General features: G+C 61.6%; 19 protein-coding genes. 5 read left to right on the top strand and 14 right to left on the bottom strand.

The window, feature by feature from the left end; translation table 11 throughout:
- The first annotated feature begins 2 nt into the window (after positions 1-2).
- On the top strand, positions 3-752 hold the full coding sequence (locus U1A24_RS15295; protein WP_322322840.1) for a folate-binding protein: 750 nt from the start codon (positions 3-5) through the stop codon (positions 750-752).
- A gap of 77 nt (positions 753-829) precedes the next feature.
- Here U1A24_RS15295 and U1A24_RS15290 read toward each other — a convergent pair whose 3' ends face one another.
- Entirely contained in the window at positions 830-1645 is an 816-nt protein-coding gene (locus tag U1A24_RS15290) for an inositol monophosphatase (RefSeq protein WP_322322839.1), read from the bottom strand.
- A gap of 67 nt (positions 1646-1712) precedes the next feature.
- On the bottom strand, positions 1713-2276 hold the full coding sequence (gene efp, locus U1A24_RS15285) for an elongation factor P (RefSeq protein WP_054004611.1): 564 nt from the start codon (positions 2274-2276) through the stop codon (positions 1713-1715).
- A 216-nt stretch (positions 2277-2492) separates the two neighbouring features.
- Between efp and U1A24_RS15280 the strand changes: the two genes are divergently transcribed.
- Entirely contained in the window at positions 2493-2819 is a 327-nt protein-coding gene (locus tag U1A24_RS15280) for a DUF6280 family protein (protein WP_054004612.1), read from the top strand.
- 91 nt (positions 2820-2910) lie between these two features.
- On the opposite strand, the gene U1A24_RS15275 is transcribed toward U1A24_RS15280, so the two are convergent.
- The 4 genes from U1A24_RS15275 to U1A24_RS15260 all read right to left on the bottom strand — a co-directional run bounded on the left by U1A24_RS15275 (position 2911) and on the right by U1A24_RS15260 (position 7107).
- Entirely contained in the window at positions 2911-3702 is a 792-nt protein-coding gene (locus U1A24_RS15275; protein WP_322322838.1) for a hypothetical protein, read from the bottom strand.
- A 201-nt stretch (positions 3703-3903) separates the two neighbouring features.
- Positions 3904-5298 (bottom strand): TolC family outer membrane protein, encoded by a 1395-nt coding sequence (locus U1A24_RS15270; protein WP_322322837.1) that lies wholly within the window; start codon positions 5296-5298, stop codon positions 3904-3906.
- A gap of 76 nt (positions 5299-5374) precedes the next feature.
- Positions 5375-6022: a protein-L-isoaspartate O-methyltransferase gene (locus U1A24_RS15265; protein WP_322322836.1), complete on the bottom strand. Its 648-nt coding sequence runs from the start codon at positions 6020-6022 to the stop codon at positions 5375-5377.
- A 110-nt stretch (positions 6023-6132) separates the two neighbouring features.
- Positions 6133-7107: a hypothetical protein gene (locus U1A24_RS15260; RefSeq protein ID WP_322322835.1), complete on the bottom strand. Its 975-nt coding sequence runs from the start codon at positions 7105-7107 to the stop codon at positions 6133-6135.
- Between the two features lie 186 nt (positions 7108-7293).
- On the opposite strand from U1A24_RS15260, the gene U1A24_RS15255 reads away from it, so the two are divergent.
- Positions 7294-7611 carry a hypothetical protein gene (locus tag U1A24_RS15255; protein WP_322322834.1) on the top strand — a complete coding sequence of 106 codons (318 nt, stop codon included), beginning with the start codon at positions 7294-7296 and terminating at the stop codon, positions 7609-7611.
- 15 nt (positions 7612-7626) lie between these two features.
- On the opposite strand, the gene U1A24_RS15250 is transcribed toward U1A24_RS15255, so the two are convergent.
- From U1A24_RS15250 to U1A24_RS15215, 8 genes are all read right to left on the bottom strand, one after another.
- Positions 7627-9261: an AMP-binding protein gene (locus U1A24_RS15250; RefSeq protein WP_322322833.1), complete on the bottom strand. Its 1635-nt coding sequence runs from the start codon at positions 9259-9261 to the stop codon at positions 7627-7629.
- On the bottom strand, positions 9261-9665 hold the full coding sequence (locus U1A24_RS15245) for a RidA family protein (protein ID WP_322322832.1): 405 nt from the start codon (positions 9663-9665) through the stop codon (positions 9261-9263). Before U1A24_RS15245 ends, U1A24_RS15250 begins: the two co-directional genes overlap by 1 nt.
- Positions 9662-10072 (bottom strand): thioesterase family protein, encoded by a 411-nt coding sequence (locus U1A24_RS15240; protein WP_322322831.1) that lies wholly within the window; start codon positions 10070-10072, stop codon positions 9662-9664. The genes U1A24_RS15245 and U1A24_RS15240 overlap by 4 nt, the downstream gene beginning before the upstream one ends.
- On the bottom strand, positions 10069-11205 hold the full coding sequence (locus tag U1A24_RS15235; protein WP_322322830.1) for an acyl-CoA dehydrogenase family protein: 1137 nt from the start codon (positions 11203-11205) through the stop codon (positions 10069-10071). Before U1A24_RS15235 ends, U1A24_RS15240 begins: the two co-directional genes overlap by 4 nt.
- Positions 11206-11272: 67 nt before the next feature.
- Positions 11273-12082, bottom strand: a complete 810-nt coding sequence (locus U1A24_RS15230; protein ID WP_322322829.1) for an enoyl-CoA hydratase family protein — start codon at positions 12080-12082, stop codon at positions 11273-11275.
- The gene (locus U1A24_RS15225; protein WP_322322828.1) at positions 12079-12510 is read right to left on the bottom strand and encodes a MarR family transcriptional regulator; all 432 of its coding nucleotides are present in this window, start codon (positions 12508-12510) and stop codon (positions 12079-12081) included. Before U1A24_RS15225 ends, U1A24_RS15230 begins: the two co-directional genes overlap by 4 nt.
- Positions 12507-13262 carry an SDR family NAD(P)-dependent oxidoreductase gene (locus U1A24_RS15220; RefSeq protein WP_322322827.1) on the bottom strand — a complete coding sequence of 252 codons (756 nt, stop codon included), beginning with the start codon at positions 13260-13262 and terminating at the stop codon, positions 12507-12509. The genes U1A24_RS15225 and U1A24_RS15220 overlap by 4 nt, the downstream gene beginning before the upstream one ends.
- On the bottom strand, positions 13259-15541 hold the full coding sequence (locus U1A24_RS15215; RefSeq protein ID WP_322322826.1) for a bifunctional salicylyl-CoA 5-hydroxylase/oxidoreductase: 2283 nt from the start codon (positions 15539-15541) through the stop codon (positions 13259-13261). The genes U1A24_RS15220 and U1A24_RS15215 overlap by 4 nt, the downstream gene beginning before the upstream one ends.
- Before the next feature lie 106 nt (positions 15542-15647).
- Between U1A24_RS15215 and U1A24_RS15210 the strand changes: the two genes are divergently transcribed.
- Complete coding sequence (locus tag U1A24_RS15210; protein WP_322322825.1) at positions 15648-16406, top strand: enoyl-CoA hydratase-related protein; 759 nt, start codon at positions 15648-15650, stop codon at positions 16404-16406.
- On the top strand, positions 16406-17530 hold the full coding sequence (locus U1A24_RS15205) for a 3-hydroxyacyl-CoA dehydrogenase (RefSeq protein ID WP_322322824.1): 1125 nt from the start codon (positions 16406-16408) through the stop codon (positions 17528-17530). Before U1A24_RS15210 ends, U1A24_RS15205 begins: the two co-directional genes overlap by 1 nt.
- Positions 17531-17533: the final 3 nt, after the last annotated feature.

Genomic DNA, 17533 nt, shown 5'->3' with positions numbered 1-17533 from the left:
CCATGTTGGGCGAAACCGCCGCCGACCGCCGTGTTTATACCGTCACCGGGGCTGATCGCCTGCCCTTCCTGCAAGGCATGGTCAGCAATGACGTGCTGCCGTTGGGGCGCGGTGATGGCGCGGTCTGGGCGGCGCTGCTGACGCCGCAGGGCAAATACCTCGCGGACTTTCTGCTGGTGGCGCAAGGCGACCGCCTGCTTCTCGACATCAAGGACAGCATTGCCGAAGCCACCCTGCGCCGTCTGTCGATGTATCGCCTGCGCGCCGATGTGCAGTTTGCCGCCAGCGATCTGAAGGTCGCGCGGGGCTTGGGTGCCACCCCGCCCGGTGCCATCGCCGATCCGCGCCACCCCGCCCTTGGTTGGCGCGGCTATGGTGCGGCAGGCGGCGCGCCTGAAATTGACTGGGACGCCATCCGCGTCGCCCATTGCATCCCCGAGACCGGGATCGAGCTTGTCCCCGACGACAGCTACCTGCTCGAGTCCGGTTTTGAGCGCCTGCACGGCGTCGATTTCCGCAAAGGCTGCTATGTCGGCCAGGAAGTCACCGCGCGGATGAAGCACAAGACCGAGTTGAAGAAGGGCCTGATCACTGTCAGCATTGACGGCGCGGCCCCTCCCGGCACCCCAATCCTGCAAGGCGAAAAACCCGCCGGCACTCTGTTCACCCAAAGCCAAGGCCGCGCTATCGCTTACCTGCGCTTTGACCGTTCCGAGAACCTGACCGCAGGCAGCGCCAAAATCTCGCTGTAAAAACCCTGCCCTAAGCCCATCCTCTGCGTATAAATATCCCCGCCGGAGGCATCCGCCGCCTCAGACTGCGCAACGGATCACTCCGCCAACGCCGCATAATCCCGCGCCACGCGATCCCAAGTCGCCTCGGAATTCGCCACCAGCAACACCCCAGCCCTGCGCGCCAGATCATACGCCGCGCCATCGAGAAACCGCGCCACGCCGCCCGCCGCCTGCACCGCCAGCACGCCTGCCGCATGGTCCCACGGATGCGGCTGCGGCCCCGAGAGCACAAACTCGACATGCCCCTGCGCCAGCAACCGATACTCATGGCATGAACAGCGCAAGGACGTGACGCGGCCATAAGACAGCCCCGCCAACACCGCCGCGCGCCTTTGCGCCGGGGGAAACAGCCCGGTCGGAATATAGCCGCACATCTGTGCCGGATCGCTGACCCCAGACACCCGCAGCACCCGCGCCCGCCCGTCCGCCTGCACGAACCGCGCAGCTTCCCCCGCTGTGACCTCGACCCAATCATCCAGCAGCGGATCATAAAGCAAGCCATAGCGCGCCACGCCGTCCTTGACCGCCACCGCGATCATGCCGAAGGTCGACAGCCCCTTGGCAAAGTTCCAGGTGCCATCGACCGGATCCACGATCACCTGCCACCCCGGCCCTGCCATCGCCGCACGCAAGCCCGGATCCGCCGCCACAGCCTCTTCGCCCAGCACCCGCGCCTCCGGCCAGGTCTTCGCCAAAGCTGCACCAATCAAAGCCTCGGCCTCGGTATCCGCCACCGTCACCAGATCGGCGAAGTCGGTTTTCTGGGAAACCTCTCCCACACCCAAGGCTCGAAATCGCGGCAACACCGCCGCTTTCCCCGCCGCCCGTACCGCCTGCAAAACCAAATCCATCACTGCCCCCAACGAAAAGGCCGCCCCAAAGGACGGCCCCAACTCTCACCCGAAGAATCGCCCGAACTTACGCGCGTTCAGAGTATTCCATCAATTCGGTATGCACGATGATATCTTCATCTGGCCCGATGAACGGCGGGATCATGATCCGCACGCCGTTGTCCAGGATCGCAGGCTTGAAGCTGTTCGCCGCGGTCTGGCCCTTTTGCACAGGCTCGGTATCGACCACCTTGCAGCGCACTTTTTGCGGCAGGCTGACGTTCAACGGCTCTTCGCCGTAATAGTTCACCGTCGCCATCATGCCATCTTGCAGGAACGGGCGACGATCGCCCAGCAATTCGGCATCAATTTCAACCTGCTCGTAGGTCTCGGAATCCATGAACACCAAGCGGCCATCGGTTTCATACAGAAACTGCTGGTCCTTGTTTTCCAACTCGACCCGCTCAACCTTATCTTCCGAACGGAACCGCTCGTTCAACTTGCGGCCATCGCGCAGGTTTTTCAGCTCTACCTGAGCGAAAGCGCCGCCCTTACCCGGTTTGACATGGTTGACCTTGACCGCAGCCCAAAGCCCGCCGTCATGTTCCATGATGAAGCCCGGCTTGATTTCATTTCCGTTGATCTTCGGCATTTGTGGTAAAACCTTGTCAAAAGGTTGAAGTTAAAGAAGCGCCCCCTATATATCGGGTTCTACCTTCAGGCAAGACGACTAAATAGAGTAGACGCAAGCCAGAGCCATGCAATATACGCATGGCAGACATTCGAAAGTTGACCCCCCGAATCGTAATGAAAACGTTACAAGCGCGGAAGTTACGGAAATACAAGAGCAAGAAAAAAGGACAATGTGATGTTGGATACGGTTGACAGCACAGCCTTCAACTTTGAACAAGGCCAGCGGGCGCGCAAGCTTTTTGCGGCGGTGGTTTTGGCTGCTTTGGATGATGCCATTGCAGATGACAAGAAATATGGCAACGGCCCCGATCAAATCGCCCGTTGGGCACGTTCGCGCGATGGCCGCGAAGTGTTGTCCTGCTCGGGGATCGACCCGAACGAGCGTGTGGTCAAAGGCCTGATGGAGTTTGTCTCGAAGGGCGTGCGCACTTCGGTCGCGCTGTCGCGCGAGGAATCCGAGCGCCGTCATGCGCTGGAGCTGGAGCACGCCGAGGCTGCATAAGCCTTTGCGACCCTGAAATAGAAAAACGCGCCCCGCTTTGACAGTGGGGCGCGTTTTTCATTTGCCTCAGCAGCTTGGCGTCAGCCCTGCCCTATTCAAACTCTTGCGAAGCCAGCGCCCGCGCGATTTCGGCCCGCACCAGTTTGCGGATATTGCGGGTGATCCGCTCACCCATTTTGCCAGCCAGTTCTTCGCGCAGCATGTCCCGCACCAACTCGCGCAGCACGTCTTCATCAAAGCGCATGCCCTGATCGTAATCACTTTCCTCAGCCGTGTCGTGCTCGGCAAGGGCCGCGAGCACGCTGGCTTCGGCAGCATCGGCCCAGACCGGATCAGGCTCTACCGTGCCATGCAGCGGTGCTGTAAGCGGCTCAACATCGTCGTCCAGCGCCGCATCGTCTTCTTGTGCCCAGGCCGGGGTTTGGCCGGGGGCTGCATCGGTCACATGATGCTCAAAATGATCATGCCGTGCAGGCTCCGCTTCGGTTTCAAGCTGCGGCGCCTCGGCAGGAAATGCCTCATCCGCGGGCAACGACCACGGATTGACCATCGTCGCCTCCGGCTGCGGCGCGCTGTCGCCGATCTCAGCCTCCCAGTCATCGGGCGCTGCGTCAACGGCGGCCCCTACGCTGGTGACAACGTCGCCCAAACCACTGCGGGGCGTGTCCATCAGGGTTGCGCGCGGCACCGCGACGAACATCGGCAAAGGGTTGGTCAGATTGAACGGTTCCGGCGCTTCAGCCTCGGTCGGCACCACCCGCAAAGCGGGCGTCAGGATCAGCTTATCCCCCGCCCCGCCCACAACACGCGGCGCGGGCCGCATGTCATCTGAAACCAGCCTTCGGATAGAGGACAACACATCCTCAATCTCGGTCGAACTCATCGGCTCTGACATCAACGGTGCCCTACGCATTTCAATCCCAAGTCTTGCTCGACAGTCTAGCGACAGAACCTGCACAAGACAAGGAATTGGCGCATTGTCGAGAACGATCAAGCGGATAGACTGCCAAGCAGTTTAACAAAAACGGCCCCGCACCGCATCCTGGCAGGGGCCGTTTTTAGGGCATCGCAAAGCACCTAAAGCTTAATTTCCGATCTTCTCAAGGATCTTGTCCAGCTTCTTGCCGCGCGTCGAGGTCAGCGGGGCTTTTTTCACCGCGTTGTAATACGCATCCGGGTCAAAGGTGGTGATGCCAAGGTTCAACTGATCGGCGGTCAATTGCCCCATCGTCGACAGCAGCTGATACACCCCCACATAGCGGCTGGCTTCGGCCTCCAGCTTGGTGGCCCGCGCATCCAGCAATTCCTGCTCGGCGTTCAGCACATCCAAGGTGGTCCGCGCGCCCAAGGTGGCTTCTTCGCGCACACCTTCAAATGCCTTTTGCGCCGCCGTCACCTGCAACCCACCCGCCTCGATCGACGCCTGCTGCACCATCACATTCGACCAGGCATTGCCCACGGCTTCCGACACATCGACCACCGCCTGCAATTGCGCCGCAGCCGAGGCTTCTTTGCCCGCCAAAGCCTTACGGAACAGCGCCGAGCGTTCGCCACCCTGATAGATCGTGTCGCTGAAGCGGATCCCGGCCACGGTGTTGCCCTGACCAGACAACCAATCCTCTGTTACCGTAAGCGAACTGCTGACCGTCGGCAGGAAAGCGGTTTTAGCAATGTCCACCCGGATGTCTGAAATCTTCACCTCGTGCCCAGCCTGTTTGATCACCGGATGATTGCGCACAGCAATCGCCCTTGCAGCATCTTCCGAACGGGCTGCCACGGGCAGCTTCGGCAGACTCGCGAGATTGCTGGGATAATGGCCAATCGCTGCTTTGTAACGCTCCCGCGCGGCTTCCAGCGCGCCTTGCGCCGCAGCCAGACCCGCTTGTGCCGCAGCTCGCCGCGCTTCTGCCAAGGATACATCGGTCAGCGTGACTTCGCCAACCTCAAAGCGGTCTTTTGCCGCCTGAAGTTCCTGCGAGATCAGCCGCACGTTCGACTGGCGCAGTGCCACAATCTCAATCTGCAACCGGACATTCACATAGGCCGAAACCGCGTCCAGCAATACCTGCTGTTCGACTCTCACCAAAGCCTCACGGGTCGAAAGCACACTTTCTTTCGCCACGTCGATTGCCATTTTGCTGCGCCCACCGGCGTAAATCAGGAACGAAGCGGTCAAGGAGGCCGAGGCATCGGTGGATTCGGAGTAGGCTGGCGTCACGCCAGTCAGAATGTTTCCGATCGGCGAGTCGTTGTCGGTCTTGGTCCATGACGCCTGCGTCGCGAACGTGATCACAGGACGCAACTGCGCCAAAGCGATCGCCGCATCCTCGTCCGCCGCCCGCAACACCGCCTGATTTTGATCCAGCAAATTCGAGCTGCGATAGGCCGAGATCAGCGCATCCGCCAAAGTCTCGGATCGCGCGGCAGGGGCCGCCACCATCGCCGCCGTCACCGCCACTGCTGCCCAAAACTTCTGCATCACGACCTCATGTATAGCTGCGCGTTTTGCGCTTGTTGTCAGCGGCCAGACCCGGTCTGGCCGCCACGTCTAGTTTTTACAAAGCAAAGGCCGCAGCCTTGGCATATCCCGGCAAAACCGGGGCAGTCGCATTGAACGAGAACCGCCAGCTGATCCGGCCCTCAGCCTTGTGGCCGATCTTCACCAACCCCAGCGCACCCTGCATGAAAATCGCGGCAATCCGCCCGCCTTCCGCCAACTGCCCCAGCAGGACTTCCGGCACCTCTTGCACGCCGCCTTCGATCAGGATCACATCGTAAGCCCCAGCCGAACCGGCCTCAAGCGCACCCGTCACCACCGACACATTGCTCACGCCCTGCCCCGCCAGCGTGGCAGAGGCCGCACCCGCCAGCCCCGCATCCGACTCGACCATCACCACCGAGGTCAACATCTGGCCCAGCACAGCCGCGCCATAGCCCAAACCACCGGCAATATACAAAGCCCGATCCGAAGGCTGCACATCCAGCGCATCCAGCATCTTGGCCAGCGTGCGGGCTTCCACCATCACCCGACCCGCGCCGATCTCAAGGTTTTCACCGACATAGGCCGCTTCGGATTTGGAATGCGGCACATAGGCCTCGCGCGGCACAGCAAGCATGGCCGCGATGATCGGGAATTTCGTGACATCGGAAGGGCGGACCTGAGTGTCAACCATCATCACGCGGCGGGCAGAAAAATCGCTCATATGGCTAAACTCACCAGTCTAGTTTGCGTCTCTTTCCTCTTGCCACATCTGATGAGGCAGAGCAACGCCCCATCGCAAACCTGCGACGATTGTGATGGGGTGTGCTGCGCCTAAACTCCGGTGCTGCCGCTAAATCTGGCACCAGCCCAAGTCGCAGCCCGCGTGCCCAGTTCTTTGAACTTCGCGGTGGCCGCGTCCAGCTTGGCGCGCCAGACCGGATCGGGCTGTTGGCCATCGGTCACTTTAAAGAACACCTGCAACAAACAGGCGATGGCAAAGGGCTCGATCAGCGCGGCCTTCACCGCCCAAGCAAACAGTATGGCAAAGACAAATCCGCCCGCCGACCACGCGCCGGGGATCAGATAGACCACAGCTGCCGCCGGAGCGAGCATGATCAGGAACACCACGAACGCCAGCCCATAGCTGATCAGTGTCAGCCAAGCGGCGTTTACCAGCATCGGCCGCGCGTTCTGCGCGTAAAGCACCAACGCGTCCTGCGCCGAACTCCAGGGATTTTCCGCCTTTGTCTTGATGCCATGCGCCAGGATCACCTCGTCGACCAGCCCGACCGACACCCTCAGATAGGCCCGCACCACGCCCATCATCTGATCCAACCCCGGAATGGGCAGGAAGTTCAGAATGCCTTGGATCAGGCCAGTCACCACGCCGACGATGCCCTTGATCAATTTATCCAGCGCAAACAATGCCGACGCCTCGCCGAACCGCGCCTTCACCACGGCTGTGGCATGCTCAATCTGCCCACGCCCGCCCGGCACCTGACCGCCCTGCATGATCTCTACCATCACCGCGATATGGCCGGCTTTCACGATGTAAAGGATGTAGTCGCGCAGGAAGAACAGCAATCCCGCGGTGCCAGCAAAGCCAATCAGCCCGCCATAAAACGTCGAGTTGATCTGAAAATCCTCATCGCCAAACGCGCCCACCCCCCAGCCGATCCCCGCGCCTGTGCCCGTCACCAGGATAAATGCCGCCGAGATGCCGAAATACACGATCACCCGGAACAGCACGAAAGGTGCCGTGCGGCGCATCAAGCCAAGCGCCTGCGTCATCGAAAAATCCCACATCTCCGTCTCCAAATAAAACTGCCGCCGCAGCGGAAAACCCAGCCAGAATTCGCCGCGCCCGCCCGCATTGCAAGAAAATTTATCAAAGGCGGTTTGCGGAAAAATGTCGTGCTGCTGCGGATCGAAACCGATCATTAACCCATTCGACCGCATCCTGCCCGAACAAAGCCGCAACAGGAGAATCCGATGCCCGCCCCGAACCCTGCCGATGAACTTTGCGAGATCCGCGCCGTACTGGCCCGCCTGACCGCGCGCGAAGCCAGCCTCTGCGCGGCTTTTCTGCGCGACCCCGATCAGGGCGCGGTGGGGCGGTTCAGCAAGATTGAAGTCGTCCGAAACTGCATCATGGAATTCGATATCACGCTGCTGCCCGATAATTTGCGCCACAACGTCGATTACTACAGAGAGCGGACTATCCTCACCGTGCAAAGCCTGCCCATGCCCACCGCGCCCAGCCCCCGCCCCGGCTGGCCGATCCGGCGCGAGGTCGCTGCGATGCACTAAACCGGCAAGGCGGCACTAGGCCGTGTCACGCAGTTTGAACCGCTGAATCTTGCCGGTCTGCGTTTTCGGCAGAGCCGCTACAAACACCACCCAGCGGGGGTATTTATAGGGCGCGATCACCCGTTTGACGTGATCTTGCAGCGCCTTGACCATCACCGCATCGCCCTCACGCCCCTGCGCCAGCACAACATGCGCCGCGACAATCTGGCCGCGTTCTTCGTCCGCCAGCCCGATCACCGCACATTCCAGCACATCCGGGTGCGACAACAGCGCCGCCTCGACCTCTGGCCCGGCGATATTATAGCCCGCCGAGATGATCATATCATCCGAGCGCGCCGCAAAGTGGAAGCGGCCCTCGTCATCCTGCCAAAAGCTGTCCCCGGTCAGGTTCCAGCCATCCCGCACATATTTCTCTTGCCGATCATCCGCCAGATAGCGACACCCCGTCGGCCCCCGCACCGCCAACCGCCCCACTTCCCCGCGCGGCAATTCCGCCATATCTGGCCCGACAATTCGCGCCTGATAGCCCGTCACCGGACGCCCAGTGCAGCCGGGGCGGTGATCTTCAAACCGATTGGTCAGGAAGATATGCAGCATCTCGGTCGCCCCAATGCCATCCAGCATCGGCTTGCCGGTCTTCGCCATCCACTCCTCATAGACCGGCGCAGGCAACGTTTCCCCCGCCGAAACCGCCGCGCGCAAGGATGACAAATCCGCCCCCTCCGCCATCGCCTTCAGCATCACCCGATACGCCGTGGGCGCGGTGAAACACACCGTCGCTTTATGGGCCTGGATCAACTCGATCATATTGCCCGGCGTCGCCTGCTCCAGCAGCGCCGCCGCCGCGCCAAACCGCAACGGAAACACCGCCAGCCCGCCCAAACCAAAGGTAAAGGCCAACGGCGGCGAGCCCACAAAGACGTCCTCCGGCGTGACGTTCAGCACTTCCTTGGCATAGCCATCCGCGATGATCAGAATATCGCGGTGAAACGCCATCGCGCCCTTCGGCTCGCCCGTAGTGCCAGAGGTAAACCCGATCAGCGCAACATCATCGCGCCCCACCGGCGGGGCGACAAACCGCACCGATTTTCTCAATGCCGCCCGGTCCAACTCGGCATCGTGGTTCGCCGTGCCGTCAAACCCCACCACGGTTTTCAGAAACCCCGAGGTTTTGGCACAAGCCACCAATTCCTCCATCAACCGCGTGTCGCACAGGGCCAAAGCGATCTCGGCCTTATCGACAATCTGGCCCAACTCGCCGGCCCGCAGCATCGGCATGGTATTGACCACCACCGCCCCGGCCTTGGTCGCCCCCAGCCAGCAGGCCACCATTGCCGGGTTGTTGGCGGACCTGATAAGCACGCGATTACCGGGTCTTACACCATAATCTTCAACCAAAACATGAGCAATCCGGTTCGACCAATCCGTCAACTCTTTGTAGGTGCGCTGCCGCCCGTTGCCGATCAAAGCGGTATGATCGCCAAAGCCCTTTTCGACCATCCTGTCGGTCAACTCGACCGCTGCATTCAGGTATTCGGGGTAGTCAAAACCCTCCAGCAGAAATTCGGGCTGCTGATCGGGGTGCGGCAGACGATCCCGCGTGAACGTATCGCTATGTCCTGACGGCCCAAGTTTTGAGTGTTCGGACATCATGCGCCCTCCGGGATAACAGCCGTCGCCTCAATCTCAACCTTCGCGCGATCCTCGACCAAAGCCACCACCTGCACCAGCGCCATTGCCGGATAGTGCCGCCCGATCACCTCTTTATAAACCGCACCCAAACCCTTCAGATTGCTGAGATATTCGTGCTTGTCGGTGACATACCAGGTCAAACGTACAAGATGCTCCGGCTTGGCCCCGGCACAAGCGAGAACCTCGACAATCCCGCGCAAAGCCGCTTCAACCTGGCCCACAAAATCATCGGTCTCAAACTCTTGATCGGCATTCCAGCCGATCAACCCGCCGGTGAAAACCATCCGCCCCGAGGCCGCCATGCCATTGGCATAGCCCCGCGCGGCTTTCCAGTTTTTCGGATGCAAAACCTCATGGCTCATGCCGCGTCCTCCTGATATGCCACCAGCCGCGCCCGCATCGCGTCAGGCCAAGCAGCCGATTTCATGCCGTCAATCCAAACCAGTGTCAGCGCCACCCGCAGCCGCAATTCCGCGCCCATATGGCCCTCGATTTTCAAGCTGACCGAAGAGCGCCCCAGCTTCTCAATCCTCAGCGAAAACAACACCTTATCACCAAGCCGAGAGGGGGCGACAAACTCCGCCGCCAGCGCCACGGTGGGCACACCATTGTTTGCGCCGTTATGCATGGAAGCAAAGCTACGCCCGACCACATCGTTGAAAAAATTCTCGACAACCGAGTTGGTCATCTCAAAGTAGCGCGGATAAAACACAATGCCCGCCGGGTCACAGTGGTTGAACTCGATCTGAATTTCGCGGGTATAGCTCATCCCAGAATACTCCGCGCGATCACCACCCGTTGCACATCCGACGCGCCCTCATAGATCCGCAACGCCCTGATTTCGCGGTACAAGGCCTCTACCGCGAAGCCATGCCGCACACCGTCGCCGCCATGCAGTTGCACCGCCATATCAATCACCTTCTGCGCCGCTTCCGTCGCATAAAGCTTGGCCATCGCGGCCTCCCGGCTGACCCGAGCAGCGCCTTGATCTTTCACCCAAGCCGCCCGGTAAATCAGCAAAGCACTGGCATCGACCTGCAACGCCATATCCGCCAGATGCCCCTGCACCATCTGCAATTCCGACAGCGCCGCCCCCTGAATCCGCCGCGATTGTGTCCTCGCCAATGCCTCATCCAGCGCCCGGCGCGCAAACCCCAAAGCCGCAGCCCCCACGGTCGAGCGGAAGACATCCAGCACCGACATCGCGATCTTGAAACCATCTCCCGCCCGCCCGATCAGCGCGGTCTCCGGCAAAACCACATCCTGCAACGCCAGATGCGCCAAAGGATGCGGCGCGATCACCTCAATCCGCTCCACCACAGACAGGCCCGGCGTATCCGCAGGCAGCAAAAACGCCGACAGGCCCTTCGCCCCCGGAGCCTCGCCCGTGCGCGCAATGATCACATAGAGATCGGCAATCCCGCCGTTCGAGATATAGGTCTTCTCGCCGTTCAGAACCCACCCCTGCGGCCCGCGCACCGCCGTCGTCGAAGTCGCCGCCACATCAGACCCCGACCCCGGCTCGGTCAGCGCAAAGCCCGAAATCGCCGTCCCCGCCCGCGTCCGCACCAGCCATTCGCGCTGATGGTCCGAGCCGAACAGCGACACCGCCCCCATGCCAAGCCCTTGCATCGCAAAGGCAAAATCCGCCAAGCCGTCATGCCGCGCCAAAGTCTCGCGGATCAGACATAAGGAGCGCACATCCAGCTTTTCCCCCGCCGCAGCGCCCGAGTGCTGCAGCCAACCGCCCGCCCCCAGCATCGCCACCAGCCCCCGACAGGCCGCATCCACATCGCCATGATCCACCGGCAAATGCGTCCCGGCCCAAGCTTCCAAAGCCGCCGCCAACACCCGGTGGCGATCTTCAAAAAACGGCCAGCTCAGAAAACTCACATCCGCCATGTTTCATCTGTTCCTAAATATCCCGTGGGTCCGGGGGCTGCCCCCCGGCATTGGCAGCCAGAGGCCATCAATCCCCCGCGAAAACCGGCTTTTCTTTCGCCACGAACGCCCGATACGCCCGCTCGAAATCCTTCGTCTGCATGCAGATCGCCTGCGCCTGCGCTTCCGCCTCAATCGCGGCCATCAGCCCCATATCCCATTCCTGCAAAAGCTGCGTCTTGGTCACGCCATGCGCAAACGTCGGCCCCGCCGCCAGTCGCCGGGCCAGAACCAGCGCCTCGGCTTCCAGCGCATCCGCCGCATGCAAAGCGTTCCAGAAGCCCCAACGCTCGCCCTCGGCCGCTGTCATCACGCGGCCCGTGTAGAGCAGTTCCGCCGCCCGACCCTGCCCGATGATCCGTGGCAGCATCGCGCAAGCGCCCATATCGCAGCCTGCCAGCCCCACCCGCGTGAACAGAAACGCGCATTTGGCTTCCGGCGTCGCCAGCCGCAGATCAGCGGCCATCGAAATAATCGCCCCCGCCCCGACAGCCACGCCATCCACCGCTGCAATCACCGGTTTTCCACAGGAAATCATCGCCTTGACCAGATCGCCGGTCATCCGCGTAAATGCCAGCAGATCCTTCATCGGCAGCCCGATCAGCGGCCCGATGATGTCATGCACATCGCCGCCCGAGCAGAAATTGCCCCCGTTGGAGGCAAACACCACCACATCCACATCCTCGGCATAGACCAGATCGCGGAACAGATCGCGCAACTCGGCGTAGGACTCGAACGTCAGCGGGTTCTTCCGCTCCGGTCGGTTCAAACGCAGCACGGCCACCCGGTCCGTCACCTCCCAAAGAAAATGCGCAGGCTTAAAATCTGCAAGCTTCATGCCTTAGCCATCCTCTTCAAAATCTCGGTCAGGCTGTCCAGATCCGCCTCTGACAGCCCGCCAAACAGCCGATCCACCTCGTGCTCGTGATCGCTCGCCAGTCCTTCGAAAGCAGCCAGACCCTCCGGCGTCAGCGCGACAAATACCGTGCGGCGATCTTGTTCGGATTGGGTGCGCGCGACCTGCCCGTCTTTCTCCAGCCGGTCCACCACCGCCGTTGCGTTACCGTTTGACACCAGCAACATCCGGGAAAGCTCAGACATCGTCACGCCATCGCGCCTGCGATACAGCGCCGCCAGCACGTCAAAACGCGGCAAAGTGGTGTCGTGCTTCACCCGCAGAAACTCGCGCAGATGGCTTTCCGAGCCGCGAGTCACCCCCAGCATGCGGATCCACATCTTCAAACGGCGCTTGGACAACTCGCTCACAATTCGCCCCCCGCAATCGTCAATGCCTGACCGTTGACCCCTTCGGACCCCGGCCCGCACAAAAACAACGCCATCGCGGTGACTTCCGAAGGCGCTATCAGCCGCCCCTGCGGGTTCATCCCGGCCAGCACCGCCCGCGCTTCCGCCAAAGATTTCCCGGTCTTCTCGGCAATCACTTCGACCGAATGATCGGTCATCGGCGTGTCCAAAAACCCCGGACAAATCGCGTTCACCGTCACCGGGCGCTTGGCTATTTCCAAGGCAAGTGAACGGGTTAACCCAATCACCCCATGTTTCGCCGCCGCATAGGGTGCCACCTTGGCGTAACCCTTCAACCCGGCAGTTGAGGCGACCGAGATCAACCGGCCCCAGCCGGGCATCTGGTTTAAGCCGTCGCGCAGGGTCAAAAACACCCCGGTCAGGTTCACCGCCAACATCGCATTCCACTGCTTCAGCGAGGTTTTCGCCATCACCGTCGAATCCGCCGCCCCGGCATTGGCGATCACCACATCGCAAGCCCCGGCGGCGGCAAACATCGCCCGAACCGAGGCTTCATCGGTCACATCCGCCTGCACCGCGCGCATCCCCGGCGCTTGCGCCACAACCGCCTGCAACGCCTCGAGCCTGCGCCCCGCGATCACCACTTCCGCCCCGGCCTGCGCAAAGCCGAGTGCGAGGTTTTCACCTGCGCCCGAGCCGCCGCCGGTGATCAGAACGCGTTTGCCAGCCAGACTGATACCCGACAGTGTCATACCCGGATCACGCCTTCCGATTTCTGCACCAAGCGCCGCGCCTGATCCCGGCCCGCATAATAGGGTTTCGGCCATGCGGTACCGCTATCGCCCAGCGCCACCGACTGATGCAAAGTCCAATACGGGTCTGCCAAATGCACCCGCGCAAGGCAGACCAGATCGGCACGACCCGCGAGCAAAATCTGGTTCACCTGATCGGCTTCGGTGATGTTGCCCACCGCCATCGTCGCAAGTCCGGCTTCATTCTTGATGCGATCCGAGAACGGCGTCTGGAACATCCGGCCATAAACCGGCTTCGCATCCGTCGAGGTCTGCCCCGCAGAGACGTCAATGATATCAGCGCCTTCTGCTGCAAACATCTGTGCGATTTGCACAGCCTCGGCAGGTGTCACACCGCCCTCGGCCCAGTCATTGGCGGAAATCCTAACCGACATCGGCTTGTGCCCCGGCCAATAGCGCCTCATCTCGCGGAACACCTCCAGCGGATAGCGCATCCGGTTTTCAAGCGACCCGCCGTATTCATCTTCCCGCACATTCGACAGCGGCGAGATGAAAGACGAGATCAGATAGCCATGCGCCGCGTGCAGCTCGATCATATCGAAATCCGCGCCCTCGGCCATTTCGGTGGCCTTGATGAAATGGCGCAGAACCGTGTCCATATCATCGCGGTCCATCGCCTTTGGCACCTGATTGCCCGCCTGCCATGGGATTGCCGAAGCCGAAAGCAGCGGCCAATTCCCCGACACCAGCGGCGCATCCGCATCTGCCCAACCCACTTGGGTAGAGCCTTTGCGCCCGGCATGACCGATTTGACAGCATGTCTTCGCCTTCGTCTCGGCATGGATGAAATCGTTGATCCGCTTCCAAGCCAGCTCGTGCTTTTGCGAATACAGCCCCGGACAGCCCGGCGTGATCCGCGCATTCGCCGTAACACAGGTCATTTCCGTATAAACCAGCCCAGCGCCGCCCTTGGCGCGCTCGGCATAATGCACGAAATGCCAATCCGTCGGCGTGCCTTCCACCGCGCGATACTGCGCCATCGGCGATACCACGACACGGTTTTCAAGCGTCATGCTGCGCAGCTGAAACGGCGTGAACATCGGCGCACGGCCCGGTTTGCCACCATATTGCGCCGCAAACCAATCCTCGGCGGATCGCAGCCAAGCCGGGTCACGCATCCGCAAATTCTCATGGCTGATCCGCTGCGAGCGCGTCAGCAGCGAATAGGCAAACTGCGGCGCGGGCATATCGAGATAGCGCTCTACCTCTTCAAACCACTCCAGCGAGTTGCGCGCCGCCGATTGCAGCCGCAACACTTCCACGCGGCGTTCCGCCTGATAGCGTTCAAACGCCGCCTGCATGTTGGGTTCCGAATGCAGATATTCCGCCAAAGCAATCGCACTATCAAACGCCAGCCGCGAGCCGGACCCGATCGAGAAATGCCCCGTCGCCGCCGCATCGCCCATCAGCACGACATTCTCATGATACCACTGCTGGCAAATCACCCGTGGGAACTGCATCCACACCGCAGAGCCGCGCAAATGCGCCGCATTCGACATCAGATCATGGCCGCCGAGATGCCGCTCAAAGATCTTGCGGCAGGTCTCTACCGTTTCCTCTTTGCTCATCGCCTCGAAGCCCCACAGCTCCCAAGTATCCGGGTGGCATTCGACGATGAAGGTCGCGGTGTCCTTGTCAAACTGGTAAACATGCGCCCAGACCCAGCCGTATTCGGTCTTCTCGAAGATGAAGCTGAAGGCGTCGTCAAACTTGGCATGGGTGCCGAGCCAGACGAACTTGCACTTCCTCACATCAATATCCGGCTGGAACACCTCGGCATATTCCCGGCGCACGAGGCTGTTGATGCCATCCGTCGCCACCACCAGATCATACTCGGCGCGGTATTCCTCTGCCGACTTGAACTCGGTCTCAAACCGCAGATCGACACCCAATTCCCGCGCCCGCGCTTGCAGCAGGATCAGCAGCGCCTTCCGCCCGATCCCGGCAAAGCCATGTCCACCCGACACCGTGCGCACGCCGTTATGCACCACCGCAATATCGTCCCAATAGGCAAACTGGCTGCGAATGGCCTCGGTGCTGACCGGATCATTCTTCGCCATCCGCCCCAGCGCATCATCCGACAGCACCACGCCCCAGCCGAAGGTGTCATTGGCCTTGTTGCGCTCCATCACCACAACCTCGTGGGACGCATCGCGCAACTTCATCGAGATCGCAAAATACAAGCCCGCCGGACCGCCGCCCAAACACAGAACCTTCATCGCCAACCCCCTGAATGCGTTTGGGTCAGCCTGCCACCACAGCAAAACAATTTCAAGCTTGAAATTTCTCACTTGAAATTTTCTGCCCACCCCGCATAGTGCTGCCATGGAAAACCTGATCCTCACCCCCCATCCCGGTTGGCTGCATATCGCGCTGAACCGCCCTGCGGCGAAGAACGCGCTGAACACTGCGACTCTGGCCGCTTTGGCCGAAACGCTGACCCAAGCCGCCACCGACCCCACCCTCCGCGCCGTCCTGCTTTCCGGCACCGAGGGCAATTTCGCCGCAGGGGCCGACATCACCGAAATCGAGACCAAAACCAGCGCGCAGGCCGCGCAAGATCCCCGCAAAGCCCATTGGGCCGCCGTCCGCGCCTTCCCCAAACCGCTGATCGCCGCCGTAGACGGCTTCGCCCTTGGCGGCGGCCTGGAACTCGCCCTGATGGCCGACCTCATCGTGCTGGGCGAAACCGCCAAACTCGGCCTGCCCGAAACCAACCTCGGCCTGATCCCCGGCGCAGGCGGCACCCAGCGCCTGCTGGCCCTCGCGGGCCGCGCCCGCGCCAGCCGGATGATCCTGACCGGAGAGATCATTGACGCCCAAACCGCCCACGCATGGGGCATCGCCGCCTATCTCGCCGCAGGCTCCGCCCTATCCGACGCCATCACCCTCACCAGCAAAATCGCCCTCCGCGCCCCGCTCGCGCTGCAAGCCGCCAAAGCCGCGCTCATAGCAGGCGACGAAGCCCCGCGCGCCTTCACATTGGAGCGCGCAAATTTCGAGTCCCTGATGGACACCGCCGACAAAGCCGAAGGCATCGCCGCCTTCCGCGAAAAACGCAAACCCAGCTTCACAGGCACCTGATGCACCCCACCATCGGCCCCAAAATCGGCATAATCGGTCTCGGCACCATGGGCCTCGGCATCGCGCAAGTCTTTGCGCAGGCGGGCTTTCCCACCATCGTCACCGACGCCTACCAACCCGCCCGCGCCAATGCCCGCGAACGGATGGAACAGGCCCTGAACGCCCGCATCGCGAGCGGAAAACTCACCCCCGAGGCCCGCGACGCCACCCTCGCCAACCTGCATATCGCGGAATCCCTGACAGAATTCGCCGCCTGTGCCCTGATCATCGAGGCCATCGTCGAGCGCCTAGACGCCAAACAATCCCTGTTCGCCAGCCTCGAAGCCGTGATCCCCGCCAGCACCATCCTCGCCACCAACACCTCGTCGATCCCCGTCGCCAGCATCGCTAGCACCGCGCAATGCCCGGACCGCATCCTCGCGCTGCACTTCTTCAACCCGCCCACCGCGATGAAGCTGGTTGAACTCGCCCCTCACGCAGGCACCTCGGACGCCGCCCTCACCCTCGCCCGCGCAATCACCGAAGCCGCAGGCAAAACCACCATCCAATGCCCCGACCGCCCCGGCTTCATCGTCAACCGCTGCGCGCGCCCCTATTACGGCGAAGCCCTTGCCCTGCTGGCAGAAGGCCACTCAGCGGAAGAAATTGACGCCGCCATGATGGCCGCAGGCTACCGTCTTGGCCCCTTCGCGCTGATCGACCTGATCGGTGCCGACATCAACCTCGCCGCCACCGAGGGCCTTTCAGCCGCGATGCAAAACCACCCGCGCTATCATGTCTTCCCAGCGCTCAAAGCCCAAGTCGCCAGCGGAAACTTAGGCCGCAAATCCGGCCAAGGCTTTATCCACCCCGCGCAAACCCTACCGAAAACCAACCCCGAAATTGCCCTGCGCATCGAATCCACCCTGATCAACGAGGCCGCTTGGCTGCTCAATGAAGGTGGCGCCACGCCCGAAGGCATCGACACAGCTATGAAACTCGGCCTCAACTTCCCACGCGGCCCGTTCGAGGCTCTCGCCCAGCACACCGCCGCAAAAGTCCTCGCCATCCTGCAAAGCCTCGCAGCCCAAGCGCCCGCAAACCTAAAACTCCGCTACGCCCCCGCCCCCTTCCTCACCCGGTGATCC

Origin of the sequence: Cypionkella sp. (assembly GCF_034376685.1) — a bacterium.
Taxonomy (GTDB): Bacteria; Pseudomonadota; Alphaproteobacteria; order Rhodobacterales; family Rhodobacteraceae; genus Cypionkella.
The sequence above is the reverse complement of the archived record's forward strand: the minus strand, read 5'-3'. Positions and strand labels throughout refer to the sequence as shown.

Bases quoted from the DNA above. Each gene is read 5' to 3' on its own strand.
- U1A24_RS15295 (WP_322322840.1), top strand. From the start codon at position 3: ATGTTGGGCGAAACCGCCGCCGACCGCCGTGTTTATACCGTCACCGGG.
- U1A24_RS15290 (WP_322322839.1), bottom strand. From the start codon at position 1,645: ATGGATTTGGTTTTGCAGGCGGTACGGGCGGCGGGGAAAGCGGCGGTG.
- efp (WP_054004611.1), bottom strand. From the start codon at position 2,276: ATGCCGAAGATCAACGGAAATGAAATCAAGCCGGGCTTCATCATGGAA.
- U1A24_RS15280 (WP_054004612.1), top strand. From the start codon at position 2,493: ATGTTGGATACGGTTGACAGCACAGCCTTCAACTTTGAACAAGGCCAG.
- U1A24_RS15275 (WP_322322838.1), bottom strand. From the start codon at position 3,702: ATGAGTTCGACCGAGATTGAGGATGTGTTGTCCTCTATCCGAAGGCTG.
- U1A24_RS15270 (WP_322322837.1), bottom strand. From the start codon at position 5,298: ATGCAGAAGTTTTGGGCAGCAGTGGCGGTGACGGCGGCGATGGTGGCG.
- U1A24_RS15265 (WP_322322836.1), bottom strand. From the start codon at position 6,022: ATGAGCGATTTTTCTGCCCGCCGCGTGATGATGGTTGACACTCAGGTC.
- U1A24_RS15260 (WP_322322835.1), bottom strand. From the start codon at position 7,107: ATGTGGGATTTTTCGATGACGCAGGCGCTTGGCTTGATGCGCCGCACG.
- U1A24_RS15255 (WP_322322834.1), top strand. From the start codon at position 7,294: ATGCCCGCCCCGAACCCTGCCGATGAACTTTGCGAGATCCGCGCCGTA.
- U1A24_RS15250 (WP_322322833.1), bottom strand. From the start codon at position 9,261: ATGTCCGAACACTCAAAACTTGGGCCGTCAGGACATAGCGATACGTTC.
- U1A24_RS15245 (WP_322322832.1), bottom strand. From the start codon at position 9,665: ATGAGCCATGAGGTTTTGCATCCGAAAAACTGGAAAGCCGCGCGGGGC.
- U1A24_RS15240 (WP_322322831.1), bottom strand. From the start codon at position 10,072: ATGAGCTATACCCGCGAAATTCAGATCGAGTTCAACCACTGTGACCCG.
- U1A24_RS15235 (WP_322322830.1), bottom strand. From the start codon at position 11,205: ATGGCGGATGTGAGTTTTCTGAGCTGGCCGTTTTTTGAAGATCGCCAC.
- U1A24_RS15230 (WP_322322829.1), bottom strand. From the start codon at position 12,082: ATGAAGCTTGCAGATTTTAAGCCTGCGCATTTTCTTTGGGAGGTGACG.
- U1A24_RS15220 (WP_322322827.1), bottom strand. From the start codon at position 13,262: ATGACACTGTCGGGTATCAGTCTGGCTGGCAAACGCGTTCTGATCACC.
- U1A24_RS15215 (WP_322322826.1), bottom strand. From the start codon at position 15,541: ATGAAGGTTCTGTGTTTGGGCGGCGGTCCGGCGGGCTTGTATTTTGCG.
- U1A24_RS15210 (WP_322322825.1), top strand. From the start codon at position 15,648: ATGGAAAACCTGATCCTCACCCCCCATCCCGGTTGGCTGCATATCGCG.
- U1A24_RS15205 (WP_322322824.1), top strand. From the start codon at position 16,406: ATGCACCCCACCATCGGCCCCAAAATCGGCATAATCGGTCTCGGCACC.